Genomic DNA, 25415 nt, shown 5'->3' with positions numbered 1-25415 from the left:
CCACCGTTGAGGGCGCAGCGGGCAGGTCAGGCGTCGCGGGCCACTGGGAGATCCACCGCCCAGCCCAGCGGGTACGGCTCCACGTCTTCCAGCGTCATCGCGGGTGGCTCTCCCCCAGCCTCGTTGAAGGCGGCAAGGGCCTCGACGAGTGCCAGGCGCTGAGTCGGGGTCAGCCGTTCCACAATGTCGGCGATCTCGGCGTGGCGCCGGGCGGTGACGTCCTCGACCGTGCGCCGCCCCTCGTCCGTCAGCTGCAGCAGGGTCTCACGACGGTTGGCTGGGTTGGTCTGCCGGTCGGCGAGCCCGGCCGCGATCAGCCGGTCGACCATCCGCATCGCGGTGGACGGCGCCACCTGAAGCAGGTCGGCCAGCGTGACCAGCTTGGTGGCGCCGCGCGTGGCCAGCACCACCAGCATCCGGAACTGCGGCAGCGTCACACCCTCCTCAACCGCGGCGAGAGAGCGCGCGGAAACCGCTACGAGCAGCCGGGTTGCGGTCAGCACCGCACGGCTCACCGTGCGAACATCGTCCATGGCCCCCACGGGGGTCTCGCGCTCTGCCATGTGTCCTTTCTACCGTGCCGACGTCGCTGCCCGCTCACGGGATGGGGGTAGATTTTCCTTCCTCATGACCGTGATACCGGAGCAGGAGCATCACAGCGTCGTCGTGGGGCGGGCCGTCGGCGTGCTGGGCCAGGTCTGCGCGCAGTGCCTCCAGGGCACGGTGCACGTCGGGGTCCTTCAGCAGGTGCGCGCGTTCCCCGACGGGATAGAAGCGGTCGTCATCCCCGCGAGCCTCTGTGACGCCGTCGGTGTACAGCAGGAGCTGCTCACCAGGAGCAAAGCCCACCCGATAGGGCTTCGGGTCCTCGCCACCATGTGCGCCCAGCCCCAGCGGAAGGGCGTGGGCAGACGGCTGCGGGAAGTCGACGGTGCCGTCCCGGCGTACAACCATCGGTGCCGGATGACCGTAGTTGAGCAAGACGACCTCATGGCGTACGCCGATCTCGGCGAGGATCGCGGTGACGAACTTCTCACCATCCAGCTCCCGGGCCACGCTCCGCTCCAGGCGCTCGCCGAGCCCGACCAGGTCCGGCTCGTCGTGCGCCGCCTCCCGGAACGCGCCGAGCACCACGGCGGCCATCTCCACCGCGGCCAAGCCCTTGCCCTGCACATCACCCACGATCACCCGGATACCGTGCGGCGAGGCCACCACCTCGTACAGATCCCCGCCGATACGCGCCTCCGCGACCGCCGAGGTGTACGACACCGCCGCCTGCAGCGGACCCGCGGTCAACGGCACCGGCCGCAACAGCACCCGCTGGGCTACCTCGGCGATCGTCCGCACGCTGGCCAGCTCCGCCTCCCGGCGCGAACGCATCACGGCCGCAGCGATCCCCACGCCGGTCACACCCGCCACCGACCCGAGGGCCGCGAAGCCTCTGCTCTCGTCGAACTGCCCGTTGTAGAAGCCGAGCCCCACACACAGCAGCAGCGCCACCACACCAGTCCCTGCTGTGCGGCGCCATCCTCCGATCAGCCCCGAGAAGGCCGGTCCGAGCGACACCAGCGGCAACAGTCCCACTCCGGGCCCGGCGACCACGTCCACACCCGCCACCACCGCCATCACCGCGGCCGGCATGCAGGACAGTACCGTCCAGTTCGATGACGGCTTCCGGTCGGTCATGACGCACTCCAGCGGTGTCGCAGCGCTTCGAGAGCCGCCCCCTACACCTCCGCAGGCGACCCCCTCCTACCTTTAGGCTATGCAAAGATTGCTCGCCTGTGATGGCTTTCAACCTCGGACCTTTCCCCAATCGAGACCAATAGCCGACATTCCTGGCCTGTGGCAAGCGGCGATGACACCCGGAGACACCGCATCTTGCAGCCCTCCCCAAGTCCCCCACGGATGACGGCACCTGGCCGCGGCCGCCGATCCTGTCTTTCGCTCAGGACCGGGGCCGCCCTTCGGGAGACCGCTGCTCCTGCTGCGCTACGCCAGCCGCGCCAACTGCTGATCAGTGGCACCGGCGTCGTCCAGGCCCAGGGGCGCTGCGAGCCCTGCAGCAGTTCTCAGCCTCTCGGGGGTGAGCATGCGGAACCAGAGTCGCCTCCGGAGCGAGCGAGGCAGGCGGATTTTTCGGCTGTGGCCAGCTCTCGCAAGGCTGCGACCCTCCGGGGCCACGACATCCACCCAGCCGCCGCTCGGGACGCACCCCGTCACCTGAAGCGGTGGAGCGAAGTTCACGGGAAAACAGACCGGAATGACTGGCGATCTCATTTTGCACTGTGCAATGATCGAGCTGGGGGCGAGCCGACGGCCGGTTGCCGTTCGGCGCCCAGGAGGTACAGCGGCAAATTATGCGGCACGAGCCGGCATTCCGGCCGTCGGTGGGCTCGCCTCCCACAGTTCCGCGACACCAGGATCAATGAAGCTCTACAGGTCACGGAGCCGCGCAGCACTTCACGGGGCGAAGCCGGTGCCGTCTATAGAGCGTCAACGCGGAGGGAGTGGGGACCGTGAACGTCCAAGGGCGGGGCGGCGACGGGCAGCCCGAAGGGCCGGACGGCGTGCCGTCCCGGCCCGAGGAGGTCTGGTTGAAGTTCCTCGAAGACAGTGAGCCCGCCATCCGCGAGTCGGCTCTCAGGGAGCCCTCCGCGCTGGAACGGGCCCAAGGACTGCACCCCCGGCCTCTTGACGCCGGAAGAACCGATCGACGGGCGCGTCGTCCTTACAGCGAACCGGTGGAGCGCGGGACGCCTGCGGTTGGCAACCTGTGGCAGCCGGAGGACCCGTGGCCCGAACCGGCCTGGAGGGACCTGGACGGCCGAGCCAGGCTCCGGCGCGTCGGCCGCGTGGCTGCCACAGCGGCCGCGATCGCCCTGGCCCTCGGGGCCTGGTCGCTGCTGTCCACCGGCGGGGGCCTTCCGCGTGACACCCCGGACGACACCACCGTGCAACGGCTGGAGGAGGCGCCCGGCGAGCTGTCCACCTCATCTCACTTCCCGCGCGAATCCGTCTCTGCGGGGCCATCTTCGTAGGCGGCCCTTGCTGGCTGAGGCTCCCGCCCGGAGGACGGCACCACGACGGCCCCGGAACGTCCTGCTGATGGGCAGTCCGCAGGACCGGGTAAAAGACCGGCGGACTGGAGTCCGCGCCCTCGCCGAGATGGTGAGGTCGCCATTCATCACAGTGCAGCGTCAGCCCGCGCACTGAACGAGAACCTCTGACGGAATAGGGCCGTGCCGCGTACGGGGCGATCGTGGTCAGGGTGTCGAGGGTGAACGGAACGTCGGGCAGGCCGGGCAAGGCAGGGACGACTACAGAACGCCCTTGTCGCCCACGGTCGGCACCGCGATGGCCGCGCCGACGGTGATGACCGTGAGGATCACGATGGAGCAGTGGAACGTCGAGCGGGAACGGATCGACACCCGCTGGTGCAGAAGACCGGCTGGCCTGAAGGCCCTCAGGGTGGCGCCTTCAGGAGCTCCTTGATCCGGATCAGCAAGTACCCCGAAGGCGATTGCCAGATGATCATCTCGCTCCAAGGGTTCCGGTGCGCGAGTCGCGTTGGCAGAGACACTGCCTGCCGTCAGCGAGGTGGGTGTGACGGGAGGGAATCGGGGGTGACGCCCTCGGCCTTGGCTGCGTCGGCGAGGGCGGCGGCGGCGGCTTCCGCGGCCTGAGCCTTGTCGTTGGCGGCCTCGGCAGCCATATCGTCCGAGGGCTTCTCGCGGGTGGCCGGCGACTGCGGCAGCACCTCGGTGAAGGCCCTGGACACGCCCTGGAGCGCGGAGGTGATCTCGCTGGGGATCACCCAGAAATTATTGCCCGTACCTTGCGCGAGCTGGGGCAGCGTCTGGAGGTACTGGTAGGCGAGCAGCTTGGGATCCGGGTCGTTGCGATGCACGGCCTGGAACACCTCGTCGATGGCCCGGGACTGGCCTTCGGCCTGGAGGATCGCAGCGGTCCGGTTACCCTCCGCGCGCAGGACAGCAGCCTGCTTGTCGCCTTCGGCGGTGAGGATCTGCGACTGGCGCTGCCCCTCGGCCCCGAGAATCGCGGCCCGCTTGTCCCGCTCGGCTCGCATCTGCTTCTGCATCGCGTCCTTGATGGACTGCGGAGGGTCGATGGCCTTGATCTCCACCCGGTTGACCCTCAGCCCCCACTTGCCGGTGGCCTCGTCCAGCACACCGCGCAGCTGACTGTTGATGGTGTCCCGTGAGGTGAGGGTCTTTTCCAGGTCCATGGATCCCACGACGTTGCGCAGGGTGGTGACGGTGAGTTGCTCGACCGCCTGAAGGAAGTTCGCGATCTCGTAGAAAGCCGCTCGCGGGTCGGTGACCTGGAAGTACAGGACGGTATCGATCTCGACGACCAGATTGTCTTCGGTAATGACCGGCTGCGGCTTGAAGGAGACGACCTGTTCCCTCAGGTCGATCACCGGATGAACACGGTCAATGTAGGGGATGACGAGACTGAGCCCGGGTTTCAACGTCCGGTGATAGCGACCGAGCCGCTCAACGTTACGGGCGCGCGCCTGGGGCACGATGCGTACCGTACGCACCACAGTGAAAACCGCGATGAGAGCGATGATCAGGCCGGCAATGAGAAACGCCGAGGTTTCCATGGTTTCAGTCCCGGGGGTAGACGATCGCGGTGGTGCCACTGATCTCCATGACATCGACAGTCGTTCCCTGAGGTATCACCAGCGTCTCGTCGTAGGCGCGAGCCGTCCACTCCTCGCCGTCGATCCGGACTCTGCCGTCTCGACCCGTTACCTCCGCGACGACATAGGCAGCCTTTCCGACCAGCGCATCGATGCCGAATCGCGCCACTTGCGGCTGAAGTACGTGGCGCAGCGCGACGGGACGCACGAACAGCACCGTCACTGTGGCAACGATGGTGAACACCAGGAGCTGCAAGGGCAGCGGCAGCCCGACCGCAGCAAAGCCTGCCGTAACCAACGCCGCCGCACTCAGCATTCCCAGCGCAGCGGTGAGGGTGAAAATCTCCGCCACGGCCAACACCGCAGCGATGATCAACCAGATCAGCCATAGATCCATTACGTGCCTCACCTGACCTGTGCGGGTAGAGAAGGCGTCACTCGCGCCGTTGGACCCCGCCCTGCCGCACGAACGAAGTGCAACGAAAACGCAGCTCAAACAAACACTTCAGTTCTTTGCAGTTACTTTACCCGATGGGGAGGAGATTACTCCTTGCGGACGCACTGATCTTGCCTGCGCTTCCATTCCAGGCCTACCAACCTGGACGGTCCAGAACCACGATGCCGGACACACGGAGATTTTAGCGGGTCCCATTTCAGTGCCGCAGCGGAGACTTCAGTGTCGCGGCCACGACGCAAGGTCGGCAACCCTCCGGCCGAAGGACGATCGTCATTCGGGTATGCCGCACCCGAGCCCCGAGCCGTCCCAAGTGCTCCTGCTCGGCCTTACTGTGACCACGGCGCCACGCCGGAGGACCCGGTCGGCTGCCACAGAGTCCGTGTCTCCGGCCACACCGTATGTCTCACCCACTGACCGATGCCGACCGTGACACCTCCCATCAGCGGGCCTGCCACAGCACCGCGTTCGATCGAACAGGTGCAATCCCAGGATTTCTGCCTACGTCGTTGTCGATGTGTCGGGAGTGGTTCCCCGCACCAGCTGCGTAATACCCACGGGACAGTTGGCGTACGAAACGAAGGAGCACAGCAGGTCCGCGCCCGGGACGCCCCTCGGGTGGCGGTGATTGTGTCGCCATTCGGAAGAGCACCGCCCCTGCGCGAGCGCAGAGTCCTCACACCAGCGGTCGTCGGGCGAACCATGTCAATGCGTACCGGCCGGTTCCGTAACACAGCCGGGATTCAGGGTTGGCGGCGGTGTGGTCCGGAGTGCAGGGCCGGGGTCTGCCTTTTGTTGTGTCCTGCGGTCTCCGTAGGTACGCCGCTCAGGAAACGGGCGGTGTTGACCAGTCCGACCAGGCTGAATGCCTGGGGCGTGTTCCCCAACTGGCGACGGGCCCTGGGGTCGTATTCCTCGCTGAGGAGGCCGACGTCGTTACGCAGGGATAGTAGTTGCTCAAAGAGGGCGCGCGCCTCGTCTGGACGGCCGGTGCCGTGGAGTGCGTCGGCGAGCCAAAATGTACAGGCCAGGAAAGCGCCTTCGGTTCCCGGCAGGGCATCGACGCCACCGTCGGCGCCGGGCTGATATCGCAGAAGAAGGCCGTCTTCGCACAGCTCCCGTCGCACGGCCTCCACTGTTCCCCGTATCCGAGGGTCCCGCCAGGGCAGGAAGCCGACCCTGGGCAGAAGCAGCAGGGCGGCGTCCAGCCCGCGGGAGCCGTAGAACTGAGTGAAGGTGTTGCGCTCGGCGTTGTAGCCCTCGGCGCACACCTCGGCGTGGATTCGGTCGCGTAGATCTCGCCAGCGGGCCACTGGTCCGGACAGACCGTGACGGCGCACGGTGTCCACGGCGCGGTCGGCAGCGACCCAGGCCATGACTTTGGAGTGGACGAAATGGCGCTGCTGCCCGCGTACCTCCCACAGTCCACTGTCCGGCTCCGTCCATCGGCCTTCGAGGTGGTCCAACAGAGCACGCTGCAGGTCCCAGGCTGTGTCGTGCGGGGTGAGACCGGTTTCGCGGGCCAGGTGCAGTGTGTCGAGCACTGATCCCCAGACGTCCAGTTGGAGTTGGCCGGCGGCGGCGTTGCCGATGCGTACCGGGGCGGATCCCTCGTAGCCGGACAGCCAGCCGAGCGTGTGCTCGGGTAGTCGGCGTGCGCCGTCCACCGCGTACATGATCTGCAGCTTCCCCGGGTCACCGGCGACCGCGCGCAGCAGCCACTCGCGCCAGGCTGCGGCCTCGTCAACATAGCCGGTGCCGAGCAGCGCTTGCAGGGTGAACGCGGCATCACGCAGCCAGCAGTATCGGTAGTCCCAGTTGCGTACACCGCCGATCTGCTCGGGTAGGGAGGTGGTGGCCGCGGCCAGGACTCCGCCCGTGGGCTCGTAGGTAAGAGCCTTGAGCAGAAGCAGGGAGCGACGTACCTCCTGCTGCCAAGGGCCGTCGTACCGGCACCGTGACATCCATGACGTCCAGAAATTCTCGGTGTCCACGAGGGCCTTCTCGACGTCCACGGGCTCCGGGCGGGGCAGGTGGGAGGGCTTGTGGGTCAACACGAACGGCACACGTTGCCCGGCATGCACGGTGAATTCAGCGACGGTGGTCATCTCCTCCCCGCGCAGTTCGACAGGGGTGTGCAACCAGAATGCGTCGGGTCCGGCGACCGCGCTCAGGTCAGGCCCTACGCGGCGCACCCAGGGCACTGTCTGGCCGTAGTCGAGTCGCAGTGCCAGCTCCATGCGCATGTCCACCCGGCCGGACAGTCCCTCGACAAGACGCACCACGTCCGCAGCGTCACCGCGCAGGGGCATGCAGTCCACCACCCTCACGTCGCCGTCGGCGGTGTGCCACTCGCTTTCCAGAATCAGGGTGTCGTCGCGATATCGGCGGCGGGTGACCGGGCCGCCGGAGGCGGGAGCCAACAGCCACCGTCCGGCGTCCTTGTTGTGCAGCAGTGCGGCGAAACACGCCGGTGAGTCGAACCTCGGCAGACAGAGCCAATCAATGGAGCCATCGCGGCCCACCAGGGCCGCGGTCTGCAGATCGCCCAGCAGGGCGTAGTCCTCGATGGCTGCGGCCATGGGCACACTCCCAGTCGCTTCAGAACCCCTCGGCGCCGAAATCCACCGCAACGACAGCACCGGAAACAGATGAGCGCCACCCGAGTGCCCACAGCCACTTCCCTCATACACGGGGTCTTGGGCGGACGGGTACCGCACGGGGTCGCAGCGCCACCGTTCCGGGCACGGTGACGCAAGCCGAACGACACGGGGTTCCACGCGTAGAAGCCGGAGACCCGCCGCGGATTCCGGCTACCGGTTGCGGACCGGGTCCGAGTGCTGGTGCCGCAGCACGCAGCCTCCGGTACAGCTCGCCGTCCCCTCGGTCCGACTGGCCTGCCGTTCCAGGTCTCCACGTCCGTCCGGCCTGTCCACACCTGCACGGACGGCGCTCGGCTGCCGAGAACATGAGCCAGTTTCCCGGCCCCTGTTCGTGGAACTCGCCAGGCAGGATAGGTCAAGCGGAGAGCGAGAAGGGGCGAAAATGCACTGCTACGACTGCCTTGAGCTGGGCCGCACGACCGTGGCGAGCGGCGGCTGCGTGGTGTGCGGCGCTGCCCTCTGTCGCGAGCACACCACGGAAGAGACCAAGCAGATACAGCAGATCCAGGGCATGGGCCAGCAAGTGCATCCCACACGTGCCCGTCGCCTGCTCTGCGGCAGATGTTCCAAGGCCGAACACGACCGTTCTCTGACCTAGCATGCGGAGGCAGACCAAGAGACAGGCAACAGCAGCCAGGACAGCGGGCCGACGGGTTGATCCACTCATACGCGATCCATCCGGGCATCGCAGCTGTTCACTTGAGTTTCCCGGCGTAGTCTTTGGATGAATCTGTCGAGCTGCCCTTTCCCGCTCGCGGTACGACCGCCGTCATCGCCGCAGCCGGAGATGAAATTGGACAGGCACCGTCGCGGTCGTCAGCATCCCGCTGCCCCGTAGATCATAGTTAGCGCTGTTCCAGCTGAGCGCACACGATCCCGGAGACGACCGACAGCCAGGCCGCCCGACTGCGCAAAGGTTCGCGAGGTGGGCGGCCAACCGGCTGCGACGAAGAGCGGTACAAGAAGCGCAACACCGTGGAACGAGCGATCAACAGGCTGAAGCAGTCCCGGGCCGTCGCCACCCGTTATGACAAGCGCGGCTACGTCTTCCTCGGCACCGCAACCACCGCAGCCCTGCTCATCTGGCTTCGCACCTGAGTCCCAGTCACAGAACGATCGGCCGATACGCCAGGGCCTGCTCGACTACCTCATCAGCCGAAAGGTCCCGCTCCGGCGGCCAGAAGATCAAGTCACTGACGTGGCCCGACGGGCATGCCAGGGCCCTGTCGAGCCTGTCCAGCCAGCCGGCCACCTTGTCGTCGGAGGCGCAGCCCGCATCCATGACGCGCTGCACGAGCGCGGCTGCCTCCGCGCGGCTCATCTCCACTGCACTCACCAGGCCCTTCCACCACAGCCACCGTAATGGGACCTGTGATCGCCCGGACAGGTCCTAGATGCACAGAGAACTGCCATGACACAGCTGGACCTCTTCGGCGAAATGCAAGCCGCCCTCAACCGCAACTCCGCCCGCGAAGCAGAACGCACCACCCGAGCCACCCGCGACGCCGCCTACCGCGAATCCCTAAAGATCGACTGCTGCACCGGCGAACCCATCCAGTCCGACAAGCACGGCTGCCCTCAGTACCGCTGCGGACTCTGCGGCGCCCTCGGCTTCGCCGGCACCTTCGCCTTCACCCACGACCGCGGCTGGGGCGGCTGCTACGCCGACACCGAACCCACCCTCGGCACCGGCAAGACGATCCACCAGGTCGGCCTCTCCGCCTACCGCCACGACAACCAGCACTACCCACCCTGCGCCCGCACGGGCTGCGGCCATGCGCGCGGCGTCCACCAAAGCGTGCCGCCCGCGGCGCCCGAAGACTCCCGCTGTTATGAGTACTGCGACTGCCTCGGCTACGCCGTCCCACCTACCTCCGACACCCAGGCCCTCGGCCTGCCGAATTCGCTTACGAGACCGTGACGCGTGCGAGAGCGAACTGGATTCCGTGACGATTGAGGTGGCACCATCAGCGTCGCCGGAAATCCGCGAGTCCGAGTCCGTGTCCTCAGGCCCGTCCGTCCTCAAGCCGGTGCAGGAGGCTGAAGCAAAGGCCACGGCGGGACGAAGAGGCGGAACCAACGACCCAAAGCAGCAACTCCTCGAAGGACGTGTCGATGCGGCTGGCCCTGAAGACATCGGACCCTGTGCGAGCCCAGTCCCTGCGCAGGATGCTCATCGCACTCCTGGTTGCCACTGTCGCCACCGCTCTGACGATCGGCGGCATTGCAGTGTCCAATGCAGTGAACCAGCCGGAGCTCCGGATACGCGGCATCCCCAGCAACGGCGTGCTGAACGCCGCCGCGCTCTCCGAGGCCACGCTAACGGTGGACACTGTAGAAACGGTCGGTAGCAGCGACGACCAGGAGCTGCACAGCGAGGCGCTGCGCAACGTCGAGGCCAGGCTGAACGGCGAGATCGTTCCCACCCTGTGGGTCGGAAACCACCGGGTTGTCGATTTGGGGGCGTTGCGGGACGGGGAGTACGAAGTGACGGTGACCACCGACCTGGGCCTGCTCTGGAACGAGATCAGTCTCAGTCGCCGCTTCATCGTGGACACCACCGAGTCTTGACCTCAAGGTCCCAGATGCGGAGTCCGACAGCCCTTCAAGGCCGTTCACGATCACGGGGACGGCGACGGACGCTCAAAAGATTGGCCGGATCCATGCGCTAGCGAAATCTTCACGAAACGGGATGCACCAGACAGACGCTAACTCGCCCCAGCGAAGGCAGTCGGCGGCCGCCTCCCAGGCCCACCTCCAGGCACCGTTCTCGCCGTGGCCACCAAGTCAGGTGCGCCCGCCGGGGATGGCGGACGACCCCGCGCAGCCGAGGAAGCGAATCCGCCCGCGAAGGTGGAGCGGTGCTCATCAAAATGCCGGACGCAAGGTGTAGAAGTGGCAGGCATCCGGGAGTGGGCACCTGTGGTCGGATGATGAGCTGACTGACTGGGCCGTCCGGCGGTCGCCTTTGTAGGCGCCCCTGCGTGGACGATTCGTGGCGGGGCCGCTGGTCAGGATGCCGCGGTAGAGGTCGCAGGCGCAGTCGAGGGCTTCTCATGGGGAGCCGAAGGGGAGTCCGGTGGGCAGGAAGTGGTCCTGGTAGCTGTCGCGGCTGGCGAGGTAGAGGGCGAAGCCCCGGGTGAAGTTTCCCCGGATCTTGACCCAAGTCCAGCATTCAACGACAGCGGGTGCACGCCCCGGGCGGATACCCGCGCGTTCGCACCCCCTACCGCCTACACCACTCGGCGAGACACCATCCGAGCGGATCCTGATGGTCATGGCCTATCCGCAGCTCGACGACTGCAAGAGACGTTGATTGAGGCCCGATGTCATGACCGTCCAGGCAATTGTGTCCTGACTTGTTCGCTGGATTTCCGAGCGCGTTCGCTCATGGGACTCTCAAATCCGGATAACGATCCAGTCACCACCGCAGGCGATTGCACCCCAGAAGCGGGACTGCGTGACCTGAGTCACTAAAGGATCGGTAAAGAATGTGGTAAGACTTCCCAACTCCGTCACGGCGGCACCCCTGCCGTGGTTGAGGCGCCGGTCACTGCCGGTGCGCACGACGCCCGCTCCGCTGTAGTTCGCCAGCACGTCCCCGCGCCCTGAGGTAGTCAGATGTCACTCGACTCCATCACGCAAACCATCGACGACGCCGTCAGCGATTTCTTCGAACCAGTAGCTAAGAGAGTCAGCGAGGTCGTCTTCTACGCCGTCCCTGTCGGTGACACCGAACTCCCGCTCATCGTCGCCTGGCTCGTCGTCGCGGGCCTGATCTTCACCACCTGGTTCGGACTCGTCCAGATACGCAAGTTCGCGCTCGCCACCAAGGTGGTGCGCGGCAAATACGACGAAGAGGATTCGCCCGGCGAGGTCAACCACTTCCAGGCGCTGACCGCCGCCGTCTCCGGCACCGTCGGCCTCGGCAACATCGCCGGCGTCGCCGTCGCCGTCTCCATCGGCGGCCCCGGGGCCACCTTCTGGATGATCCTGTGCGGCCTGCTCGGCATGGCAACCAAGTTCGTCGAGGTCACCCTCGGCGTGAAGTACCGCGAACACCACGCGGACGGCACCGTGTCCGGCGGTCCGATGCACTACCTGCCCAAGGGTCTCGCCGAGCGCTTCGGCAACGGCGGCGCCAAGCTCGGCAAGGTGCTCGCCGTCCTCGCCTCCATCATGATCCTCTTCTTCGGCTTGTTCGGCGGCAACCTGCTCCAGGCCAACCAGAGTTACGCGCAGATCGCCTCGACCGTCGGCGGCGAGGACGGCTTCATGGCCTCCTCCGCCGGTGCCGTCCTCTTCGGTCTGGTAGTCGCCGCACTGGTCGGCCTCGTGCTGCTCGGCGGCATCCGCTCCATCGCTTCGGTCACCAGCCGGCTGGTCCCGGCGATGGCCGGTATGTACATCGTGGCCTGTCTGGTCGTCATCCTGACGAACGTCACCGCGGTGCCCGACGCGATCCAGGCCATCTTCAAGGGCGCGTTCGAGGCCGACGGCGTCACGGGGGGTGTGATCGGTGCCCTGATCGTCGGCTTCCAGCGTGCCGCCTTCTCCAACGAGGCCGGTCTGGGCTCAGCCCCGATCGCCCACTCCGCGGTCAAGACCAAGCACCCGGCGAGCGAGGGTCTGGTCGCCCTGCTGGAGCCGTTTATCGACACAGTCGTCATCTGCACCATGACCGCGCTGACCATCATCATCGCCAACCCGGCCAGCTGGGCCGAGGCCCGTGCGGGCGAAAGCATCGGCGGAGTGACCATCACCTCCGACGCGTTCGGGACGGTGCTGCCCTGGTTCCCGGACGTGCTGACTGTCGCCGTGCTGCTCTTCGCCTTCTCCACGATCCTGACCTGGGGTTACTACGGCCTCAAGGCCTGGACGTACCTCTTCGGCAAGAGCAGGACCAGCGAGATCATCTTCAAGACCATCTGGAGCGTGTTCGTCATCCTGGGCTCCCTGCTCTCCCTCGACTCGCTGATCAGCCTGGCCGACTCGGCCCTCTTCCTGCTGTCGGTGTTCAACATCATCGGCCTCTACCTGCTGGCCCCCGTCGTCAAGCGGGAGCTCGCCTCCTTCACGGACTTCGTCCGGAGCCGGAGCGTCCGGAACTCCGCCGACCCCGGGGACAAGAGGGGCGTCACGACCGCCTGACTCCTCTGCCCTGCACGCTCAACATGATCGCCTGTGCGGATCGGTGCAGGTCCGGGAAACCTCAGCGGCCTCGCTCGATTCCCGGACCAGCACGCAGGCAGCCCGTACCGCTCTTCGGTACGGGCTGCGCGTCCATCTCCCACCGCCACCCTGCCCGAGGCGCTACACGCTCCCCTTTTAATTACTGCTTGGTTCAGACCGCATCATCCGCCAGGACAAAACCCTGCAAAACCGCGCCCGGATTGCGGCACGATCGCCAGAACGACCGAGATCCCGGGGATTGCGCCATCGGGGATGCCGAGGGCGCGGGCGCGTCGTCGAGGAGCAGGTCGCTGACCGGGAAGGACGCGTCGAAGCGGCCGCCGGCGACCGGGGCCGGGTAGCGAACAACCTGTCCGTCGAGTGCCAGGCGGAAACGCAGCACGGCGACGCGCGGACGACATCATGAGAATCCGATACCTGCTGCTGCACGCCTACGGCGCCGGCGGCACCATCCGTACCGTCTTCAACCAGGCCAACTCGAAGCGGGCGGCCTGTCAGGGATGGCAGACCTGATAGTCGAGTCGACCTGGCGTCCGGCACCGTCCAGCACACGTACTGGTGTACACGGTGATGTACAGCGCGGTCGCCGCCCGGCGGCGCCCAGGCATGGCCCATCGCCACCAGCACGATGGCCAGGTATTTGGCGTTGTCGAAGAACGCGTCGCGCTGCTTGACCGGCTTCACCGCCACCGCGGCGGCGGTGTCGCTCGCAGGGGGTCTCGTGCGTGGGGGCGGCAGTTGTGCCTGCTGTTCCCGGGCCGGGGCTCGGTCGGCCGAGCGCGTGACGCCATTCACGGGCCCTCCCGGGGCAACCCGAGCCCGTGATCTCGCGCCTTACGACAAATGCGGGTCCTGCGTCAGCGCAAAGCGTCCCCAGCACCCTAGCCACACGGCTTAACCCCCGTACAACCCTGCTGGATACGGGACTGCGTAGACCGGGCCGTCCTGTGCGGGGGCGCGCACGGGACGGCCCGGCGGTCACACGGCGGCCGGTGTCGGGCCGACCAGTTCGGTCAGGACGTCCTCCATGGTGACGAAGCCGAGCACGGTGCCCGTCTCGCCGGTGACCGCGGCCAGGTGGCTGCCGTCGGCCCGCAGTGCGGTGAGGGTGTCGTCCAGCGGTGTGTCGATGCGGACCTTGGTGACGGGGTGCAGGGCCGTGCGCGGGAAGGGCTCGTCACGGTCGGTGACACCGAGGGTGTCCTTGATGTGGAGGTAGCCGAGCAGCGCCTTGTCCGGGCCGGTGACGGGGAAGCGGGAGTACCCGGCCCGGGCGGCCGCCCGCTCCAGTTCGGCCGGAGTGACCGTGTGCTCGACGGTGTGCATCTGCTGGGCCGGGACGAGGATCTCGCCGACCGGGCGGGTGCCCAGTTCCAGCGCGTCGCGCAGCCGCTCGCCGTCGGCCGGTGAGAGCAGTCCGGCCTGGCTGGAGTCGAGCACCATGCGGGCGAGCTGGTCGTCGGTGAAGACCGATTCGACCTCGTCCTTCGGTTGGACCTTCAAGAGCTTCAGCAGGGTGTTGGCGAAGGCGTTGATGCCGAAGATGACCGGCTTGAGGGCGCGGGTGAGGGCGACCAGCGGCGGTCCCAGAACCAGCGCGGTCTGCGCGGGCGCGGCGAGCGCGATGTTCTTCGGGACCATCTCGCCGACCAGCATGTGCAGGTACGTCGCCACGGTGAGCGCGATCACGAAGGCGATCGGGTGCACCAGGGCGTGCGGGATGTGCGCCGCCTCGAAGGCGGGCTCCAGCAGGTGTGCGATGGCCGGTTCCGCGACCGCGCCGAGGACCAGCGAGGAGACGGTGATACCGAGCTGGGCGGTCGCCATCATCGCGGAGATGTGCTCCAGGCCCCACACGGTCATCTGGGCCCGCTTGTTGCCCTCCTGGGCGTGCGGTTCGATCTGGCCGCGCCGTACGGAGATCAGGGCGAACTCCGCGCCGACGAAGAACGCGTTGGTCAGCAGCGTCAGTGCGCCAATGGCCAGTTGCAGAGTGGTCATCGGGACTCCTCCAGGACCTGCTGTGGAACCTTCACCGGTTCTGTGATGCGGACGCGGTCCGCGCGGTGGTGCTCCACGTCGAGGACGTCGAGACGCCAGCCGTCCAGGTCGAGCACGTCGCCCTTGGCCGGGATCCGGGCGAGGCGGGTGGCGACCATGCCGGCGACCGTCTCGTACGGTCCGTCCGGCGCCCGGAGACCTATCTTGGCGAGCTCGTCGATCCGCACACTGCCGTCCGCCTCCCACGCGGCCCGGCCGTCCTCGCCCACGGGGGCGGGCAGCAGATCGGGCGCCTCGATCGGGTCGTGCTCGTCCCGCACCTGCCCCACCACCTCCTCGACGATGTCCTCCACCGTCGCCACGCCCGCCGTGCCGCCGTACTCGTCGATGACGACGGCCATCGTGCGACTCGCCCGCATCCGCTCCAGCAGGCGGTCGGCGGGCAGGCTGTCGGGCACCAGCAGGGGAGCCGTCGCCAGCTCGGTGACCGGCGTGACGGCCCGCTTGCCGGGCTCCAGGGCCAGTACGTCGCGGATGTGGACCGTGCCGACGACCTCGTCCAGGCTGTCGCGGTAGACCGGGAAACGGGACAGCCCCGTCGCGTGCGTGAGGTTGGCCGCGTCGGCGGCCGTGGCATGCGTCTCCAGCGCCTTCACGTCCACCCGCGGCGTCATCACGTTCTCCGCGGTCAGGTCTCCCAGGTGCAGCGTGCGGACGAACAGCTCGGCGGAGTCCGCCTCCAGCGCACCCTGGGCGGCCGAGTGCCGGGCCAGCGCGACCAGCTCCTCCGGGCCGCGTGCGGACGCCAGCTCCTCGGCGGGCTCCAGACCGAAGCGGCGCACGAAACGGTTCGCGGTGTTGTTGAGGTGCCGGATGAACGGGCCGAACGCCGCCGTGAAACCGCGCTGCGGGCCGGCCACCACCTTGGCGACGGCCAGCGGACGGGAGATCGCCCAGTTCTTCGGCACCAGCTCACCGACCACCATCAGGGCGACGGTGGAGACCACCACGCCCAGCACGGTCGCCACGGTCGAGGCTGCGCCGCCAAGACCGGCCGCCTGAAGCGGGCCGCGCAGCAGCACGGCCAGGGACGGCTCGGCGAGCATTCCGATCACCAGCGAGGTGACGGTGATACCGAGCTGAGCGCCGGACAGCTGGACCGTCAGCCGCCGCACTGCCTTCAGGGCGCCGTCGGCGCCCCGCTCGCCCGCCTCGGCGGCCCGCTCCAGATCACCGCGCTCGACGGTGGTCAGGGAGAACTCGGCCGCGACGAACACCGCGCAGGCCAGCGTGAGGAGCAGGGCGAGCAGGAGCAGCAGGATCTCGGTCACCGTGCCACCCCCGCTTCCTCACGCGCATACGGCGGGCGGGTCATGGCACGGCTGGTACTGGGAGGCTCACCCATTGCGGAACGTCGCTCCTTTTCGGCTCGGAGGGTCGGGCAGACCCTCAAGGGTCGGGAGGGGGAAATGCCATCCCGTTCATCGTAAAAGACGGGCAAAGCCGCCTGGTCAAGTCTCCTGCCGACCCGGCGGGCGACTCTTTTCGGACTTCCCCGCCACGGGCCGCGGGAAACGGCCTGGACGAGCTCCGGCAACCCTATGCTTCTACGTGCTTGTAGAGGGAGAACGTGAGGACTTTCCGGCTTGTTCCCGGGCGCCTGCCTGCTCACCCTCGCCTTTCGTCACGAGTTACACACGCACATGAAGGAGTGGACGCCGCGATGGTGTTCAAACGACTGCTCGGCTCGCTCGGCGTGGGCGGGCCCACGGTGGACACGGTCCTCGAGCCCGGCGCGGCCCTGCCCGGCGCTCCCCTGTCCGGGCAGGTCTATCTCCAGGGCGGTGACGCCGACTTCGACATCGAGCACATCACCCTGGAGCTGGTGGCGCGGGTCGAGGCCGAGCACGAGGGCGGGGAGAGCGAAGGCGTTCTCGTCTTCGACCGGTTCACCGTCGGAGGCGGCTTCCGGCTCGCCGCGGGCGAGCGGCACAGCGTGCCGTTCAGCGTGGCACTGCCCTGGGAGACCCCGGTCACCGAGTTGTACGGGCAGTCGCTGGGCGTCGTGCTCGGCGTACGCACCGAACTGGCGGTGGCCGGCGCGAAGGACAAGTGCGACCTCGACCAGCTCACGGTGCGCCCGCTGCCCGTACAGGAGGCGGTCCTCGAAGCCCTCGGCCAGCTCGGCTTCGGCTTCAAGTCCGCCGATCTGGAGTACGGGCGCATCGGCGGCACGGGGCAGCGACTGCCGTTCTACCAGGAGATCGAGCTCGCCCCGGCGCCGCCGTACGCGCACCAGGTGCACGAGATCGAGCTGACCTTCCTCGCCGCGCCGGGCGGCATGGAGGTCGTTTTGGAGGCCGCCAAGCGCGGCGGCTTCTTCTCCGAGGGGCACGACGCGGTCACCCGCTTCACGGTCGGCCACCACGATGTCGAGCACCGGGACTGGAACACCGAAGTCGACGGCTGGATCAGGCAGTTGCTCGAACACCGGACGTCGCACGGATCGCACGCCGCGTACGGCCACGGAGGCCACCACGGGCACGACGAGCACCACCACGCCAGCCACCGCTCCGGTCCCGGCATGGGCACCGCCGTTGCCGCCGGCGCGGCCGGACTCGCGGTCGGTGTCGTCGGGGGCATGGTCGCGGCCGAAGTCGTCGACGAGGTCGGCGACTTCTTCGAGGGCGAGGGCGACGAGGAAGAGGAAGATTGAATCCTCCCCTCCCTGAAGGGAGGGGATTCCTGGCTCAGGCTGCCTCCTGGAGCAGCGCTCCAGGAGGTCTTGTGCCATCAGTACCAGCCGGGTTGAGACCAGCCCGGACGAGCATGACGCGTGCGGAGTTCTTGTCCCGTGGGGACACAATTCCGCATGCGGTGCAGGTGTAGGTGCGCTCACCCAGCGGCAGGCGATGCTTGGCTCTCGCATCGCAGTTGGCGCAGTCCATCGTGGTGTGCGCGGGGTGGACGAGGCGGATGTCCCGCCCGTGCTTGTGGCCCATCGCGTTCAGGGCCTGCTTGGTGGCGCCGATGGCGGCGTCAGCGGCCTTACGGGCCATGGTGGTCCTGGCCAGGAACTTCGGGCGGAAGTCCTCGACCGCGATGGCGTCGTGGTCGCGGACTACCTTCTTGGCCCACTTGCGGCCGGTGTCCTCACGCTGCCTGGCGACCTTCTTGTGGGCCTTGGCCCGCAGGTGCTTCGCTTCGCGGTAGCCCTTCGACCCTCGCCGGCCCTTCTTCGGCTTGCGGCGGGCCATCATCCGGTCGTACCGGGTCAGCTTCGCTTCGGCTTTCCTGCCGTGCTGGGCGTGCGGCAGGTCGTGCACGTCGGATGTGGTGGTCGCGGTCTCCCTCACGCCCCAGTCGACACCGAGTGCGCGGCCGGTCTTCGGCAGCGGCTCAAACTGGGCGGGGACGACGAAGGAGGCGTACCAGTGTCCGAGGCTGTCCTGGTAGACGCGCACCGAGGACGGCTGCGCCGGCAGTTCCCGTGACCACACCACCCCCAGGACGATGCCGCCGGCCAGGTGCAGTCGGCCGTCCTTCAGCCGGAAGCCGCGCTGGGTGTAGTTGAGGGTGGGCAGTGCCTCGCGTCTGGTCTTCCACTTCGGCATCCCGGCCCGGCGTGCCAGGGGCAGGCGTTCGCCGATGTCCTTGTGCGCTTTGGCGCGGGAGCGGCCGAAGTCGCGGATGACCTGCTGCTGGACAACCGATGAGCCCTCACGCAGCCACGGCGTACGGGCGCGGGCTTCGGTCAGCATCTTGTCGAGCTGAGCCGGCCCGCACGTAATCTTTTGGCCGGTGGTCTTGTTGTGCAGGTGTACGGCCTTGGACTTGGCGACGCATTCGTTCCACAACCAGCGGCACCGGTCCCACTCCGCCGCCAGGGCAGTACGGGCAGTGGACGACACGCGCAGCCGGTAGGTGTAGCGAGCATGGCCGCCCTCCGCAGCCGCGCTCACCTGCGCCATCTCGCCCCCTCACGGTCCCCGGCCGGGACACTGTGCCGTCCCGGACCCTGCGAAGGGCCATACGTACGACAGCCGCACACACTCACCCCGATCCCGCAGCCACCATCCTGACCAGCGATCACAGGCATACGCGTTCGTATCAACTCGGCGATGCCGGCAGCGGTATGGGCGCTCCGCGCCCTGAACCGGATGCGGCGCTCCGCGTCGCGACCCCCGGATGCGATGCCTCCCCGGCGTGAACGCCGGGGCCTCCTCGCAAGAAACAGGTGAACTGCGAAGGGACTACGTAGAACTGCTCCGTCCCAGCCGCATCACCGGATGTCGTCGGGGTCGAGGTCGGTTCCGATGACAAGGGTCACCACGCCCGCGACGGCGTCCGCCTGCTGCGTGGCCCGGGCGTTGGGCAGCCGCGAAGCGAGTACCTGCGCCTGCTCGTCCATCTCCTGCGGGTAGGTGGCGGTGGTGGTGCGGGTGGTCTCCGGGGCGTTGCCCGTGCCGAGGACGCTGAAGCCGGCCTCGCGTAGTTTCTCGGCGACGGCGGTGGCGCGCCCCGTGACGCCGGTGCCGTTGAGGACCTGGACGCGCACGCTGGATGCGTAGATCAGGTCCTTGGCGTCGGCTTGCAGTTCTTTCTTGTCGACCTCCTCATCCTTGGCGAGGGAGGTGAACAGGTCGGCGGCCTGCGGGTACTGCCACACGACGTTGGCCTTGTCGGTGGCCACATCCGCCTCGCATGGATAGTTGGGCACGGTGAGGAAGGTCAGCTTCTCGCTCGGGATGCCCTTCACCTCGGAGGCGAGGCTGTAGAGCGGCTTGATGCCGGCCAGGTCCTCGTCCGTGGTCAGGGACTTCGTGGCCGACTGCAGGAAGTCGTACAGCGCGTTCGGGCTGGTCAGTTTGGACTGCGCCTTCTCGGCGAGGGTTTCCATGAACTCCTGCTGGCGGCCGATGCATCCGAGGTCGGAGCCGTCGCCGACGCTGTAGCGGGCGCGTACATAGCCGAGCGCCTTTTCGTCCTTGATGGTCTGGCAGCCGGCTTCCAGGTCCAGGCGGGCCTTCTCGTCGCGGATGGCCTGCTCGGGGCAGACCTCGATGCCGTCCAGGGCATTGACCATGCCTTTGAAGCCCTGGAAGTCGACGGACATGAAGTGGTCGATGCGCAGGCCCGTGTTGGCCTCGACCGTCTTGATGGTGCAGGCGGCGGCTCCGGCGACCCTTGCCGCTGGTGCCGCCGATCGCGAACGCCTCATTGATCTTGGATTGGTGCGGGGCGGAGGTGGTGCTGTTGCCCTTGTCGCACGCGGGTATCGGCACCCATGAGTCGCGTGGGAAGGAGAGCACGGTCGCCCATTTCCGGTTCGCTGGGACGTGCATGACCATCAGGGTGTCCGACTGCATGGTGGTCAGGTTCTGGCCGCACTTCGCGTTGGCCCCGTCGCGGCTGTCCGAGCCGACGACCAGGATGTTCTTCGAGCCCGGGCTGAGGTTGGCGGGACGGTCCCCGCCGAGTTTGTTGTCGAGGTCGGCAGTTTGGATGGTGTCGTCCAGGTCCTGGTATATCCAGGCGCCGACCCCGGCCACGCCGAGGATGAGGGCGGCGAGCGCCCCTGCTGTCCTTGCGAAGATCCGGCCCCGCCGTGTCAGCCGCGCCGGCCTGCTCCCGGCCCGAGTGCGCCGCCGCTCTCCCCTGCCGCCCACAGGCGCCCCCTGCATACCGAACGTCGGATTCTACATTCTTGTAGAGATACGGACGGGGGGCGGGTGCGTCTCACCGCTCCCGGAACCGGGAACCGGGAACCCCGCAGCATCTGCCTCCGAATGTGTCGGCAGGCACGGAATGCGGGAGGGCACACGTGAGCAGCACCGGCGGCGTGCGGCCGGCGGTCGGGCATGGTCCGGCTGGCAGGGCTGCGCGCTCCAGGCTGCTCGACCGGGCTCAGCCAGGATCTATGTCGCGATATAGCGCCGGTTTCCCGGTCGCTCAGGACGGAGGCATGCCGGGAGAGATCTCGCCCACCGGACAGCGCTCCGGCTCCGGCTAGGCGCCCGGGCGGAAGGCCTCTCGTGTAGACCGTGACCGGGCTTGGCGGACGTGCTGCGTGTCGCGGCGAGGGGACGGTCGACTGACCGCAGCCGAGCTGGACGAGCGCCTGGAGGCTGCCCTGTCGGCGCGGACCGTCGGCGAGCCGATGCCGCTCGCCGCTGACCTGCCACCCGTGTCGGCCTCGGCCGGCGGGGCCACAGCGGAGGTCGAGGATGTGCTCCGGATCGGGCAGAGGTTCAGTGCGGTCGAGCGTGTGGGGCGCTGACGGCTATGGGACGTCGCCACTGCCACCGAACGTCTCTGCCGTACTGCCCAGAGACTCACGTTGTTGAGACCATGCGCCATGCAGTCCAATGGGCCGCGAGCTCCGCTGGGGCATACCGGAGATGAAAGGCTGTAATGCACACTAGAGGTCGCTCAACTCGAGCAGCCCATCCCCCCACCGGCTGTCGGGGAAGGTACGCCCCGCCATCCCATCAGCCGTACGGCTGATGGCCCCTCAGGGCGTACGGGACTTCCGGCGCGAGAGGACGGCATGCCGCAACAGGACGCCGGACCCCGAGGGGCCGAGCCCCGCAACCGAGCGGGAGACACTTCCCTCACCATGGGCATTGTCGCCCTCGTGGGTTCCTTCATCCCCGTCATCGGCGACTTCGTCGCCGCGCCCCTCGGGCTCGTCGCTCTCCTCCTGGGAGGGCTGGGAGTCTGGAACAACGAGCGGGGCCTCGCCACGAACTTCGGCCCGTCCCTCATCGGCGCCACCCTCGGCGCCCTGGCCCTCTTCATCGTCCTGCTCATGTTCGCCGTCACCCGTTGAACGGCGCCCCGAGTACGCGCGCACAGCCCCGGAAGGAGCCGGTCCGGGACTGGTACAGGATCGCGTTGGCGATCTCCCGCACCGCGCACTTGCCCTGATGGCCGCTGACCGAAGGACGCGCGGCCTGCCAAGTCGTGATCACGGGCTCCGCCAACGTCTACCGTTTGCCGGACAGTCGCTGCGGTACGACGGGCGTTCACTCACCCCGCCACCCAAGTCCGCCGAACAGCCCCATCACCCCAGACACACACGTTCGGGCAGCAACAGAACGGTCAACCCCTCACGAAAGCGTCCGCTCAGAGGCACCTCACAGAGGTGTCGCAGCGTGCAGGATGAGGACCATCGTCACTGCGGAGTTCGCGGACGACAGCGCGGACACCGCGGTCCCCGCCGCCGCGCCCCAGGCAGCAAGTCCCACCGAGGTGAACACCGGCGGCCAGCTGCGCATCACGGGCGCCGGGCCGAGCAGCGCGGCGACCCGGCGCGGCACCGGGCCCGGCGCGGCGAGGCCCGCAAGCGTGGACACCGGGGTGCCGCGGGAGACCAGGGCCGCTTTGCCGATCGCACGCGCCACGGCTTTGCGGCTGCCGACCACCCGCGCCGCCTCCTCGTCCGCCCACCGCTCCGCCGTGTAGGACACGGCCGTGCGCAGCGGCCGAAGGAACGGGTTGGCGCGCGCGGCCAGCTGGACGGCGAGCAGGAATCGGTGGTGGTGGGCGGCGAGGTGGGCGCGCTCGTGGGCGAACAGGGCGCGCCGCTCGGCCGGGTCGAGGCAGGACAGCAGGGCGGTGGTCACCACCACCCGGTCTCGTCGCCCTCCGGGGAGAGCATATGCGTACGGCACCTCGTCGGGCAGGACGGCCACCTCCACACCGGGCAGGCCGGCGAGTGCCCGGTGGGCGCGGCGACGGACCCGCCCGTGCCGCCACAGGGTGCGGCCACCAACCAGCAGCACCGCGAGCAGCGCCGGAATGGCCAGCCTCCCGGCAATCTCGTCGTACGGCACCGCCTCGCGCACCTCGGGGTCCGACCAGGCATCGGGCAGCGGGTTGCCGGGCAACTGCGCCGTGCCGACCACCATCAGCAGCCCCAGGCACACGGTGCTGCACACCGCCATCACCACGGCCAGCCCGGTCAGCAGCCGGGTGGCCGTGCGCGGATGCAGCCGCTGCTCGGCCAGGCGCGCGATCGGCCACGCCGTCAACGGCAGGACCAGCGGCAGAAAGACGAACAACCCCATGAGGCTTCAGTCTTCCCCTTCACCCGTGACTCGACCCAGCAGTTCGCGCAGCAGCCGCTCGTCGTCCAGTCCGAGGCCGGTGACGAAGCTGGCCAGCACCGCCTCGCGGTCGCTTTCGGCGTCGAGCACCTTGCGCATCTTGTGCGCGGCCAGGCCCGCCTGGTCCGAGGCCGGGGTCCACGCGAAGGACCGGCCGGCGCGCTCGCGGGTCACCGCACCCTTGGCCAGCAGCCGGGTCAGGATCGTGATCACCGTCGTATAGGCGAGGTCTCCGCCGAGGCGCTCCTGCACCCAGCCCGCGCTCGCCGGGCCGTCCGCCTCGCGCAGGGCCGACAGGACGAGCGCCTCCAGTTCACCCTGCCCCCGTCGCTGGGGGCGCTGCCGTTGATCCGTCACGCCCTGTCTCCCTTCCGCTGACCCCGAAGTTTGCGGGCGGTCCATCGTATCGACGCTCATAGCCGACCACTGTGCCGCGACCAGTGCTCCGCTGCCCCTCACGGCCGCATCTACATAATTGTAGAAGCTGGACTGCCCAGAAAGGCCCTTCCGTGCCGCACCGACGGCGTCGACACAAGAAGAGGCGGCAGACAAGGGCGGCATCTCATGGCTGACCCTGGGGCTTCTCGCTGGGGCCATCACCAAAACCGCCCTGCCCGGGCGCGATCCGGGCGGACTGATCGGCACGACGGCCATCGGCATCGCGAGGCCTTCCCGGGCGGCTGCCTCTCAGCGAAGCTCCTCGACCGGCCGGTGCAGGGGGAGTTCTTCGGCGCCACCACCTGAGGCTCGGCCATCGCAGGCGCACTGGTCCAGCCGATCGGCTACCACATCCTCTTCGGCAACTCCCGTGACCGACCAGCCACTTCACGACACCCAGCGCTTCCCGGCCATACGCGACACGGGCAGCCACGAGGAACACTCAAACCCCTCCTCGTTTTCTACAGTGTTGTAGTTTTAAATCCCGGGCCTGCCGGGCCCTGACCTGACGCATCGAGAAGGAGTTCACAGTGGGAGTTTCCCTGGCCAAGGGTGGCAATGTCTCGCTCAGCAAGGAGGCACCGGGCCTGACCGCCGTCCTGGTCGGCCTGGGCTGGGACGTACGCACCACCACCGGCACCGACTACGACCTTGACGCCTCTGCCCTGCTCCTTGACGCCTCCGGCAAGGTGCTCTCCGACCAGCACTTCATCTTCTACAACAACCTGAAGAGCCCGGACGGTTCGGTGGAACACACCGGCGACAACCTCACTGGTGAGGGCGAGGGCGACGACGAGGTGGTCAAGGTGAACCTGGCGGGTGTGCCCGCCGAGATCGACCGGATCGTCTTCCCCGTCTCCATCCACGACGCCGAGAACCGCGGCCAGAGTTTCGGCCAGGTCCGGGGTGCCTTCATCCGCGTCGTCAACCAGGCCGGCGGCGCCGAGATCGCCCGCTACGACCTCTCCGAGGACGCCGCCACCGAGACCGCCATGGTCTTCGGCGAGCTCTACCGCAACGGCGCCGAGTGGAAGTTCCGCGCCGTGGGCCAGGGCTATGCCTCGGGACTGTCCGGGATCGCCTCCGACTTCGGCGTCGGCGTCTGACACGGGCAGCCCGCCCCCGGGCCTGATCCCCGGGGGCGGGCCCGCCACACCGGCCCGCACGCCCTCGTCCAGCACCCAGGCACCTCCAGCCGTCAGGAGACCACGTGGCCGACCCCTCTGGTCTCCGTCCCGAGGACCGGGCGGACTTCGAAGCTGTACTGCACCTGGCGCTGGCCACCCCGGACATCCTGGGAACCCTGCGCGCCGACCCGACCGGCCGGGCCGCCACGCGCCTGCGCCCGCGGGCCCTCGCCGACGCCGAGGAGATCACGGCCGCGGCCCGCGGCGAGTACCACACCTACCTCACATGTTCCGCCTCGAACGCGTCCGCCGAGGAGACCGCACCGCACCGACCCGTCGGCACCGGCCTGGTGGCCGGCCTCGCGGTCCTCACGCCGCCCGTGGCCGCCTCGTCCGCCGCGGTCCTGCTCGTCCTCGGCTGCCTGCTCCAGCTGACCGGCATTCGGGGCACAGTGCCCGGCTCACTCATAGCCGTCGGCTGGATCCTCTCCATCGTCGCGGCCGTGAGCGCTCTCATCGCCTTTGCGACGCTGCTGGGCACGGCGATACGCGGGCGCGGCGGCTCCGTGACCCCCGCCCGGCTGGAGCGAGCACGGCTGGACTGGCAGCAGGCCCTACTCAAGCGCGGCATGCTGCCCCACCTGCGCCGGCCCATCAGCGAGGATCCGTCCCTTCACCCCGCTCCGCCCGCGACACCGTCCCCTGCCGCCCCCGCCAACGACGCCACGAGCGGCCCCCAGCTCACCGGCCAGCAGCCGT

At 68.2% G+C, this 25415-nt stretch carries 23 protein-coding genes and 4 pseudogenes; 11 read left to right on the top strand and 16 right to left on the bottom strand.

The window, feature by feature from the left end; translation table 11 throughout:
* Positions 1–26: 26 nt before the first annotated feature.
* Both O1Q96_RS17545 and O1Q96_RS17540 read right to left on the bottom strand, forming a co-directional pair.
* Positions 27–563 (bottom strand): MarR family winged helix-turn-helix transcriptional regulator, encoded by a 537-nt coding sequence (locus O1Q96_RS17545; RefSeq protein WP_269249077.1) that lies wholly within the window; start codon positions 561–563, stop codon positions 27–29.
* Positions 564–597: 34 nt separating this feature from the next.
* A complete protein-coding gene (locus O1Q96_RS17540) occupies positions 598–1686 on the bottom strand; it encodes a PP2C family protein-serine/threonine phosphatase (protein WP_269249076.1) in 1089 nt (362 codons plus the stop codon).
* A gap of 833 nt (positions 1687–2519) precedes the next feature.
* Here O1Q96_RS17540 and O1Q96_RS17535 point away from each other — a divergent pair.
* Positions 2520–3041 (top strand): hypothetical protein, encoded by a 522-nt coding sequence (locus O1Q96_RS17535; RefSeq protein WP_269249075.1) that lies wholly within the window; start codon positions 2520–2522, stop codon positions 3039–3041.
* Between the two features lie 205 nt (positions 3042–3246).
* Here the strand turns inward: O1Q96_RS17535 and O1Q96_RS17530 are convergent.
* The 4 genes and pseudogenes from O1Q96_RS17530 to O1Q96_RS17515 all read right to left on the bottom strand — a co-directional run.
* A pseudogene (locus O1Q96_RS17530) lies at positions 3247–3398 on the bottom strand (SulP family inorganic anion transporter); the annotation flags it as partial.
* A gap of 194 nt (positions 3399–3592) precedes the next feature.
* Positions 3593–4630: an SPFH domain-containing protein gene (locus O1Q96_RS17525; RefSeq protein ID WP_269249074.1), complete on the bottom strand. Its 1038-nt coding sequence runs from the start codon at positions 4628–4630 to the stop codon at positions 3593–3595.
* A 4-nt stretch (positions 4631–4634) separates the two neighbouring features.
* Complete coding sequence (locus O1Q96_RS17520) at positions 4635–5066, bottom strand: NfeD family protein (protein ID WP_269249073.1); 432 nt, start codon at positions 5064–5066, stop codon at positions 4635–4637.
* An 800-nt stretch (positions 5067–5866) separates the two neighbouring features.
* Positions 5867–7705 (bottom strand): glycoside hydrolase family 15 protein, encoded by a 1839-nt coding sequence (locus O1Q96_RS17515; RefSeq protein WP_269249072.1) that lies wholly within the window; start codon positions 7703–7705, stop codon positions 5867–5869.
* A gap of 463 nt (positions 7706–8168) precedes the next feature.
* Between O1Q96_RS17515 and O1Q96_RS17510 the strand changes: the two genes are divergently transcribed.
* Both O1Q96_RS17510 and O1Q96_RS17505 read left to right on the top strand, forming a co-directional pair.
* Entirely contained in the window at positions 8169–8384 is a 216-nt protein-coding gene (locus O1Q96_RS17510; protein WP_269249071.1) for a DUF2180 family protein, read from the top strand.
* Positions 8385–8653: 269 nt separating this feature from the next.
* Positions 8654–8884: pseudogene (locus tag O1Q96_RS17505) on the top strand (IS5/IS1182 family transposase); the annotation flags it as partial.
* A gap of 7 nt (positions 8885–8891) precedes the next feature.
* Here the strand turns inward: O1Q96_RS17505 and O1Q96_RS17500 are convergent.
* Positions 8892–9107, bottom strand: a complete 216-nt coding sequence (locus tag O1Q96_RS17500) for an e9imm peptide (protein WP_269253623.1) — start codon at positions 9105–9107, stop codon at positions 8892–8894.
* Between the two features lie 90 nt (positions 9108–9197).
* Between O1Q96_RS17500 and O1Q96_RS17495 the strand changes: the two genes are divergently transcribed.
* The 3 genes from O1Q96_RS17495 to O1Q96_RS17485 all read left to right on the top strand — a co-directional run bounded on the left by O1Q96_RS17495 (position 9198) and on the right by O1Q96_RS17485 (position 12937).
* Complete coding sequence (locus O1Q96_RS17495; RefSeq protein WP_269249070.1) at positions 9198–9707, top strand: hypothetical protein; 510 nt, start codon at positions 9198–9200, stop codon at positions 9705–9707.
* 194 nt (positions 9708–9901) lie between these two features.
* Complete coding sequence (locus O1Q96_RS17490) at positions 9902–10357, top strand: hypothetical protein (RefSeq protein WP_269249069.1); 456 nt, start codon at positions 9902–9904, stop codon at positions 10355–10357.
* Between the two features lie 1050 nt (positions 10358–11407).
* Positions 11408–12937 carry an alanine/glycine:cation symporter family protein gene (locus O1Q96_RS17485; protein WP_269249068.1) on the top strand — a complete coding sequence of 510 codons (1530 nt, stop codon included), beginning with the start codon at positions 11408–11410 and terminating at the stop codon, positions 12935–12937.
* A 193-nt stretch (positions 12938–13130) separates the two neighbouring features.
* Here O1Q96_RS17485 and O1Q96_RS17480 read toward each other — a convergent pair whose 3' ends face one another.
* The 3 genes from O1Q96_RS17480 to O1Q96_RS17470 form a co-directional block, all read right to left on the bottom strand.
* Positions 13131–13361: a hypothetical protein gene (locus tag O1Q96_RS17480; RefSeq protein ID WP_269253968.1), complete on the bottom strand. Its 231-nt coding sequence runs from the start codon at positions 13359–13361 to the stop codon at positions 13131–13133.
* Positions 13362–13957: 596 nt separating this feature from the next.
* Positions 13958–14980 (bottom strand): hemolysin family protein, encoded by a 1023-nt coding sequence (locus O1Q96_RS17475; RefSeq protein WP_269249067.1) that lies wholly within the window; start codon positions 14978–14980, stop codon positions 13958–13960.
* Entirely contained in the window at positions 14977–16311 is a 1335-nt protein-coding gene (locus O1Q96_RS17470) for a hemolysin family protein (RefSeq protein WP_269249066.1), read from the bottom strand. Before O1Q96_RS17470 ends, O1Q96_RS17475 begins: the two co-directional genes overlap by 4 nt.
* Positions 16312–16703: 392 nt before the next feature.
* On the opposite strand from O1Q96_RS17470, the gene O1Q96_RS17465 reads away from it, so the two are divergent.
* A complete protein-coding gene (locus O1Q96_RS17465; RefSeq protein WP_269249065.1) occupies positions 16704–17696 on the top strand; it encodes a sporulation protein in 993 nt (330 codons plus the stop codon).
* A 34-nt stretch (positions 17697–17730) separates the two neighbouring features.
* Here the strand turns inward: O1Q96_RS17465 and O1Q96_RS17460 are convergent, their stop codons facing one another.
* The 3 genes and pseudogenes from O1Q96_RS17460 to O1Q96_RS44770 all read right to left on the bottom strand — a co-directional run.
* Positions 17731–18951 carry an RNA-guided endonuclease InsQ/TnpB family protein gene (locus tag O1Q96_RS17460; RefSeq protein WP_269249064.1) on the bottom strand — a complete coding sequence of 407 codons (1221 nt, stop codon included), beginning with the start codon at positions 18949–18951 and terminating at the stop codon, positions 17731–17733.
* Positions 18952–19262: 311 nt separating this feature from the next.
* Positions 19263–20201, bottom strand: coding sequence for an LCP family protein (locus O1Q96_RS17455; RefSeq protein WP_483409977.1), 939 nt, complete (start codon positions 20199–20201; stop codon positions 19263–19265).
* A 70-nt stretch (positions 20202–20271) separates the two neighbouring features.
* A pseudogene (locus tag O1Q96_RS44770) lies at positions 20272–20325 on the bottom strand (hypothetical protein); the annotation flags it as partial.
* A gap of 725 nt (positions 20326–21050) precedes the next feature.
* On the opposite strand from O1Q96_RS44770, the gene O1Q96_RS17450 reads away from it, so the two are divergent.
* Both O1Q96_RS17450 and O1Q96_RS17445 read left to right on the top strand, forming a co-directional pair.
* Positions 21051–21260, top strand: a complete 210-nt coding sequence (locus tag O1Q96_RS17450; RefSeq protein WP_269249063.1) for a DUF1707 SHOCT-like domain-containing protein — start codon at positions 21051–21053, stop codon at positions 21258–21260.
* Between the two features lie 339 nt (positions 21261–21599).
* Positions 21600–21812 (top strand): hypothetical protein, encoded by a 213-nt coding sequence (locus O1Q96_RS17445; protein ID WP_269249062.1) that lies wholly within the window; start codon positions 21600–21602, stop codon positions 21810–21812.
* On the opposite strand, the gene O1Q96_RS17440 is transcribed toward O1Q96_RS17445, so the two are convergent.
* The 3 genes from O1Q96_RS17440 to O1Q96_RS17430 all read right to left on the bottom strand — a co-directional run bounded on the left by O1Q96_RS17440 (position 21802) and on the right by O1Q96_RS17430 (position 23448).
* Positions 21802–21954 (bottom strand): hypothetical protein, encoded by a 153-nt coding sequence (locus tag O1Q96_RS17440; protein WP_269249061.1) that lies wholly within the window; start codon positions 21952–21954, stop codon positions 21802–21804. The genes O1Q96_RS17445 and O1Q96_RS17440 overlap by 11 nt on opposite strands.
* 165 nt (positions 21955–22119) lie before the next feature.
* Positions 22120–23052, bottom strand: coding sequence for a M56 family metallopeptidase (locus O1Q96_RS17435; protein ID WP_269249060.1), 933 nt, complete (start codon positions 23050–23052; stop codon positions 22120–22122).
* Between the two features lie 6 nt (positions 23053–23058).
* Positions 23059–23448 carry a BlaI/MecI/CopY family transcriptional regulator gene (locus tag O1Q96_RS17430; RefSeq protein ID WP_269249059.1) on the bottom strand — a complete coding sequence of 130 codons (390 nt, stop codon included), beginning with the start codon at positions 23446–23448 and terminating at the stop codon, positions 23059–23061.
* Positions 23449–23650: 202 nt separating this feature from the next.
* Here O1Q96_RS17430 and O1Q96_RS17425 point away from each other — a divergent pair.
* Together O1Q96_RS17425 and O1Q96_RS17420 are read left to right on the top strand one after the other, a co-directional pair.
* Positions 23651–23904, top strand: a pseudogene (locus O1Q96_RS17425) (GlsB/YeaQ/YmgE family stress response membrane protein); the annotation flags it as partial.
* Positions 23905–24059: 155 nt separating this feature from the next.
* Positions 24060–24635, top strand: coding sequence for a TerD family protein (locus O1Q96_RS17420; RefSeq protein WP_269249058.1), 576 nt, complete (start codon positions 24060–24062; stop codon positions 24633–24635).
* Positions 24636–25415: the final 780 nt, after the last annotated feature.

The sequence above is a fragment of the Streptomyces aurantiacus genome, from assembly GCF_027107535.1.
Classification (GTDB): Bacteria; Actinomycetota; Actinomycetes; order Streptomycetales; family Streptomycetaceae; genus Streptomyces.
Note: the sequence above shows the minus strand (reverse complement) of the source record. Positions and strands in the feature narration are given on the sequence as shown.

Coding starts and splice junctions, on each gene's coding strand:
- O1Q96_RS17545 (WP_269249077.1), bottom strand. CDS start 563: ATGGCAGAGCGCGAGACCCCCGTGGGGGCCATGGACGATGTTCGCACG.
- O1Q96_RS17520 (WP_269249073.1), bottom strand. CDS start 5,066: ATGGATCTATGGCTGATCTGGTTGATCATCGCTGCGGTGTTGGCCGTG.
- O1Q96_RS17490 (WP_269249069.1), top strand. CDS start 9,902: ATGCGGCTGGCCCTGAAGACATCGGACCCTGTGCGAGCCCAGTCCCTG.
- O1Q96_RS17435 (WP_269249060.1), bottom strand. CDS start 23,052: ATGGGGTTGTTCGTCTTTCTGCCGCTGGTCCTGCCGTTGACGGCGTGG.
- O1Q96_RS17460 (WP_269249064.1), bottom strand. CDS start 18,951: ATGGCGCAGGTGAGCGCGGCTGCGGAGGGCGGCCATGCTCGCTACACC.
- O1Q96_RS17455 (WP_483409977.1), bottom strand. CDS start 20,201: ATGAGGCGTTCGCGATCGGCGGCACCAGCGGCAAGGGTCGCCGGAGCC.
- O1Q96_RS17475 (WP_269249067.1), bottom strand. CDS start 14,980: ATGACCACTCTGCAACTGGCCATTGGCGCACTGACGCTGCTGACCAAC.
- O1Q96_RS17445 (WP_269249062.1), top strand. CDS start 21,600: ATGGGCATTGTCGCCCTCGTGGGTTCCTTCATCCCCGTCATCGGCGAC.
- O1Q96_RS17465 (WP_269249065.1), top strand. CDS start 16,704: ATGGTGTTCAAACGACTGCTCGGCTCGCTCGGCGTGGGCGGGCCCACG.
- O1Q96_RS17500 (WP_269253623.1), bottom strand. CDS start 9,107: ATGAGCCGCGCGGAGGCAGCCGCGCTCGTGCAGCGCGTCATGGATGCG.
- O1Q96_RS17485 (WP_269249068.1), top strand. CDS start 11,408: ATGTCACTCGACTCCATCACGCAAACCATCGACGACGCCGTCAGCGAT.
- O1Q96_RS17495 (WP_269249070.1), top strand. CDS start 9,198: ATGACACAGCTGGACCTCTTCGGCGAAATGCAAGCCGCCCTCAACCGC.
- O1Q96_RS17515 (WP_269249072.1), bottom strand. CDS start 7,705: ATGGCCGCAGCCATCGAGGACTACGCCCTGCTGGGCGATCTGCAGACC.
- O1Q96_RS17525 (WP_269249074.1), bottom strand. CDS start 4,630: ATGGAAACCTCGGCGTTTCTCATTGCCGGCCTGATCATCGCTCTCATC.
- O1Q96_RS17510 (WP_269249071.1), top strand. CDS start 8,169: ATGCACTGCTACGACTGCCTTGAGCTGGGCCGCACGACCGTGGCGAGC.
- O1Q96_RS17540 (WP_269249076.1), bottom strand. CDS start 1,686: ATGACCGACCGGAAGCCGTCATCGAACTGGACGGTACTGTCCTGCATG.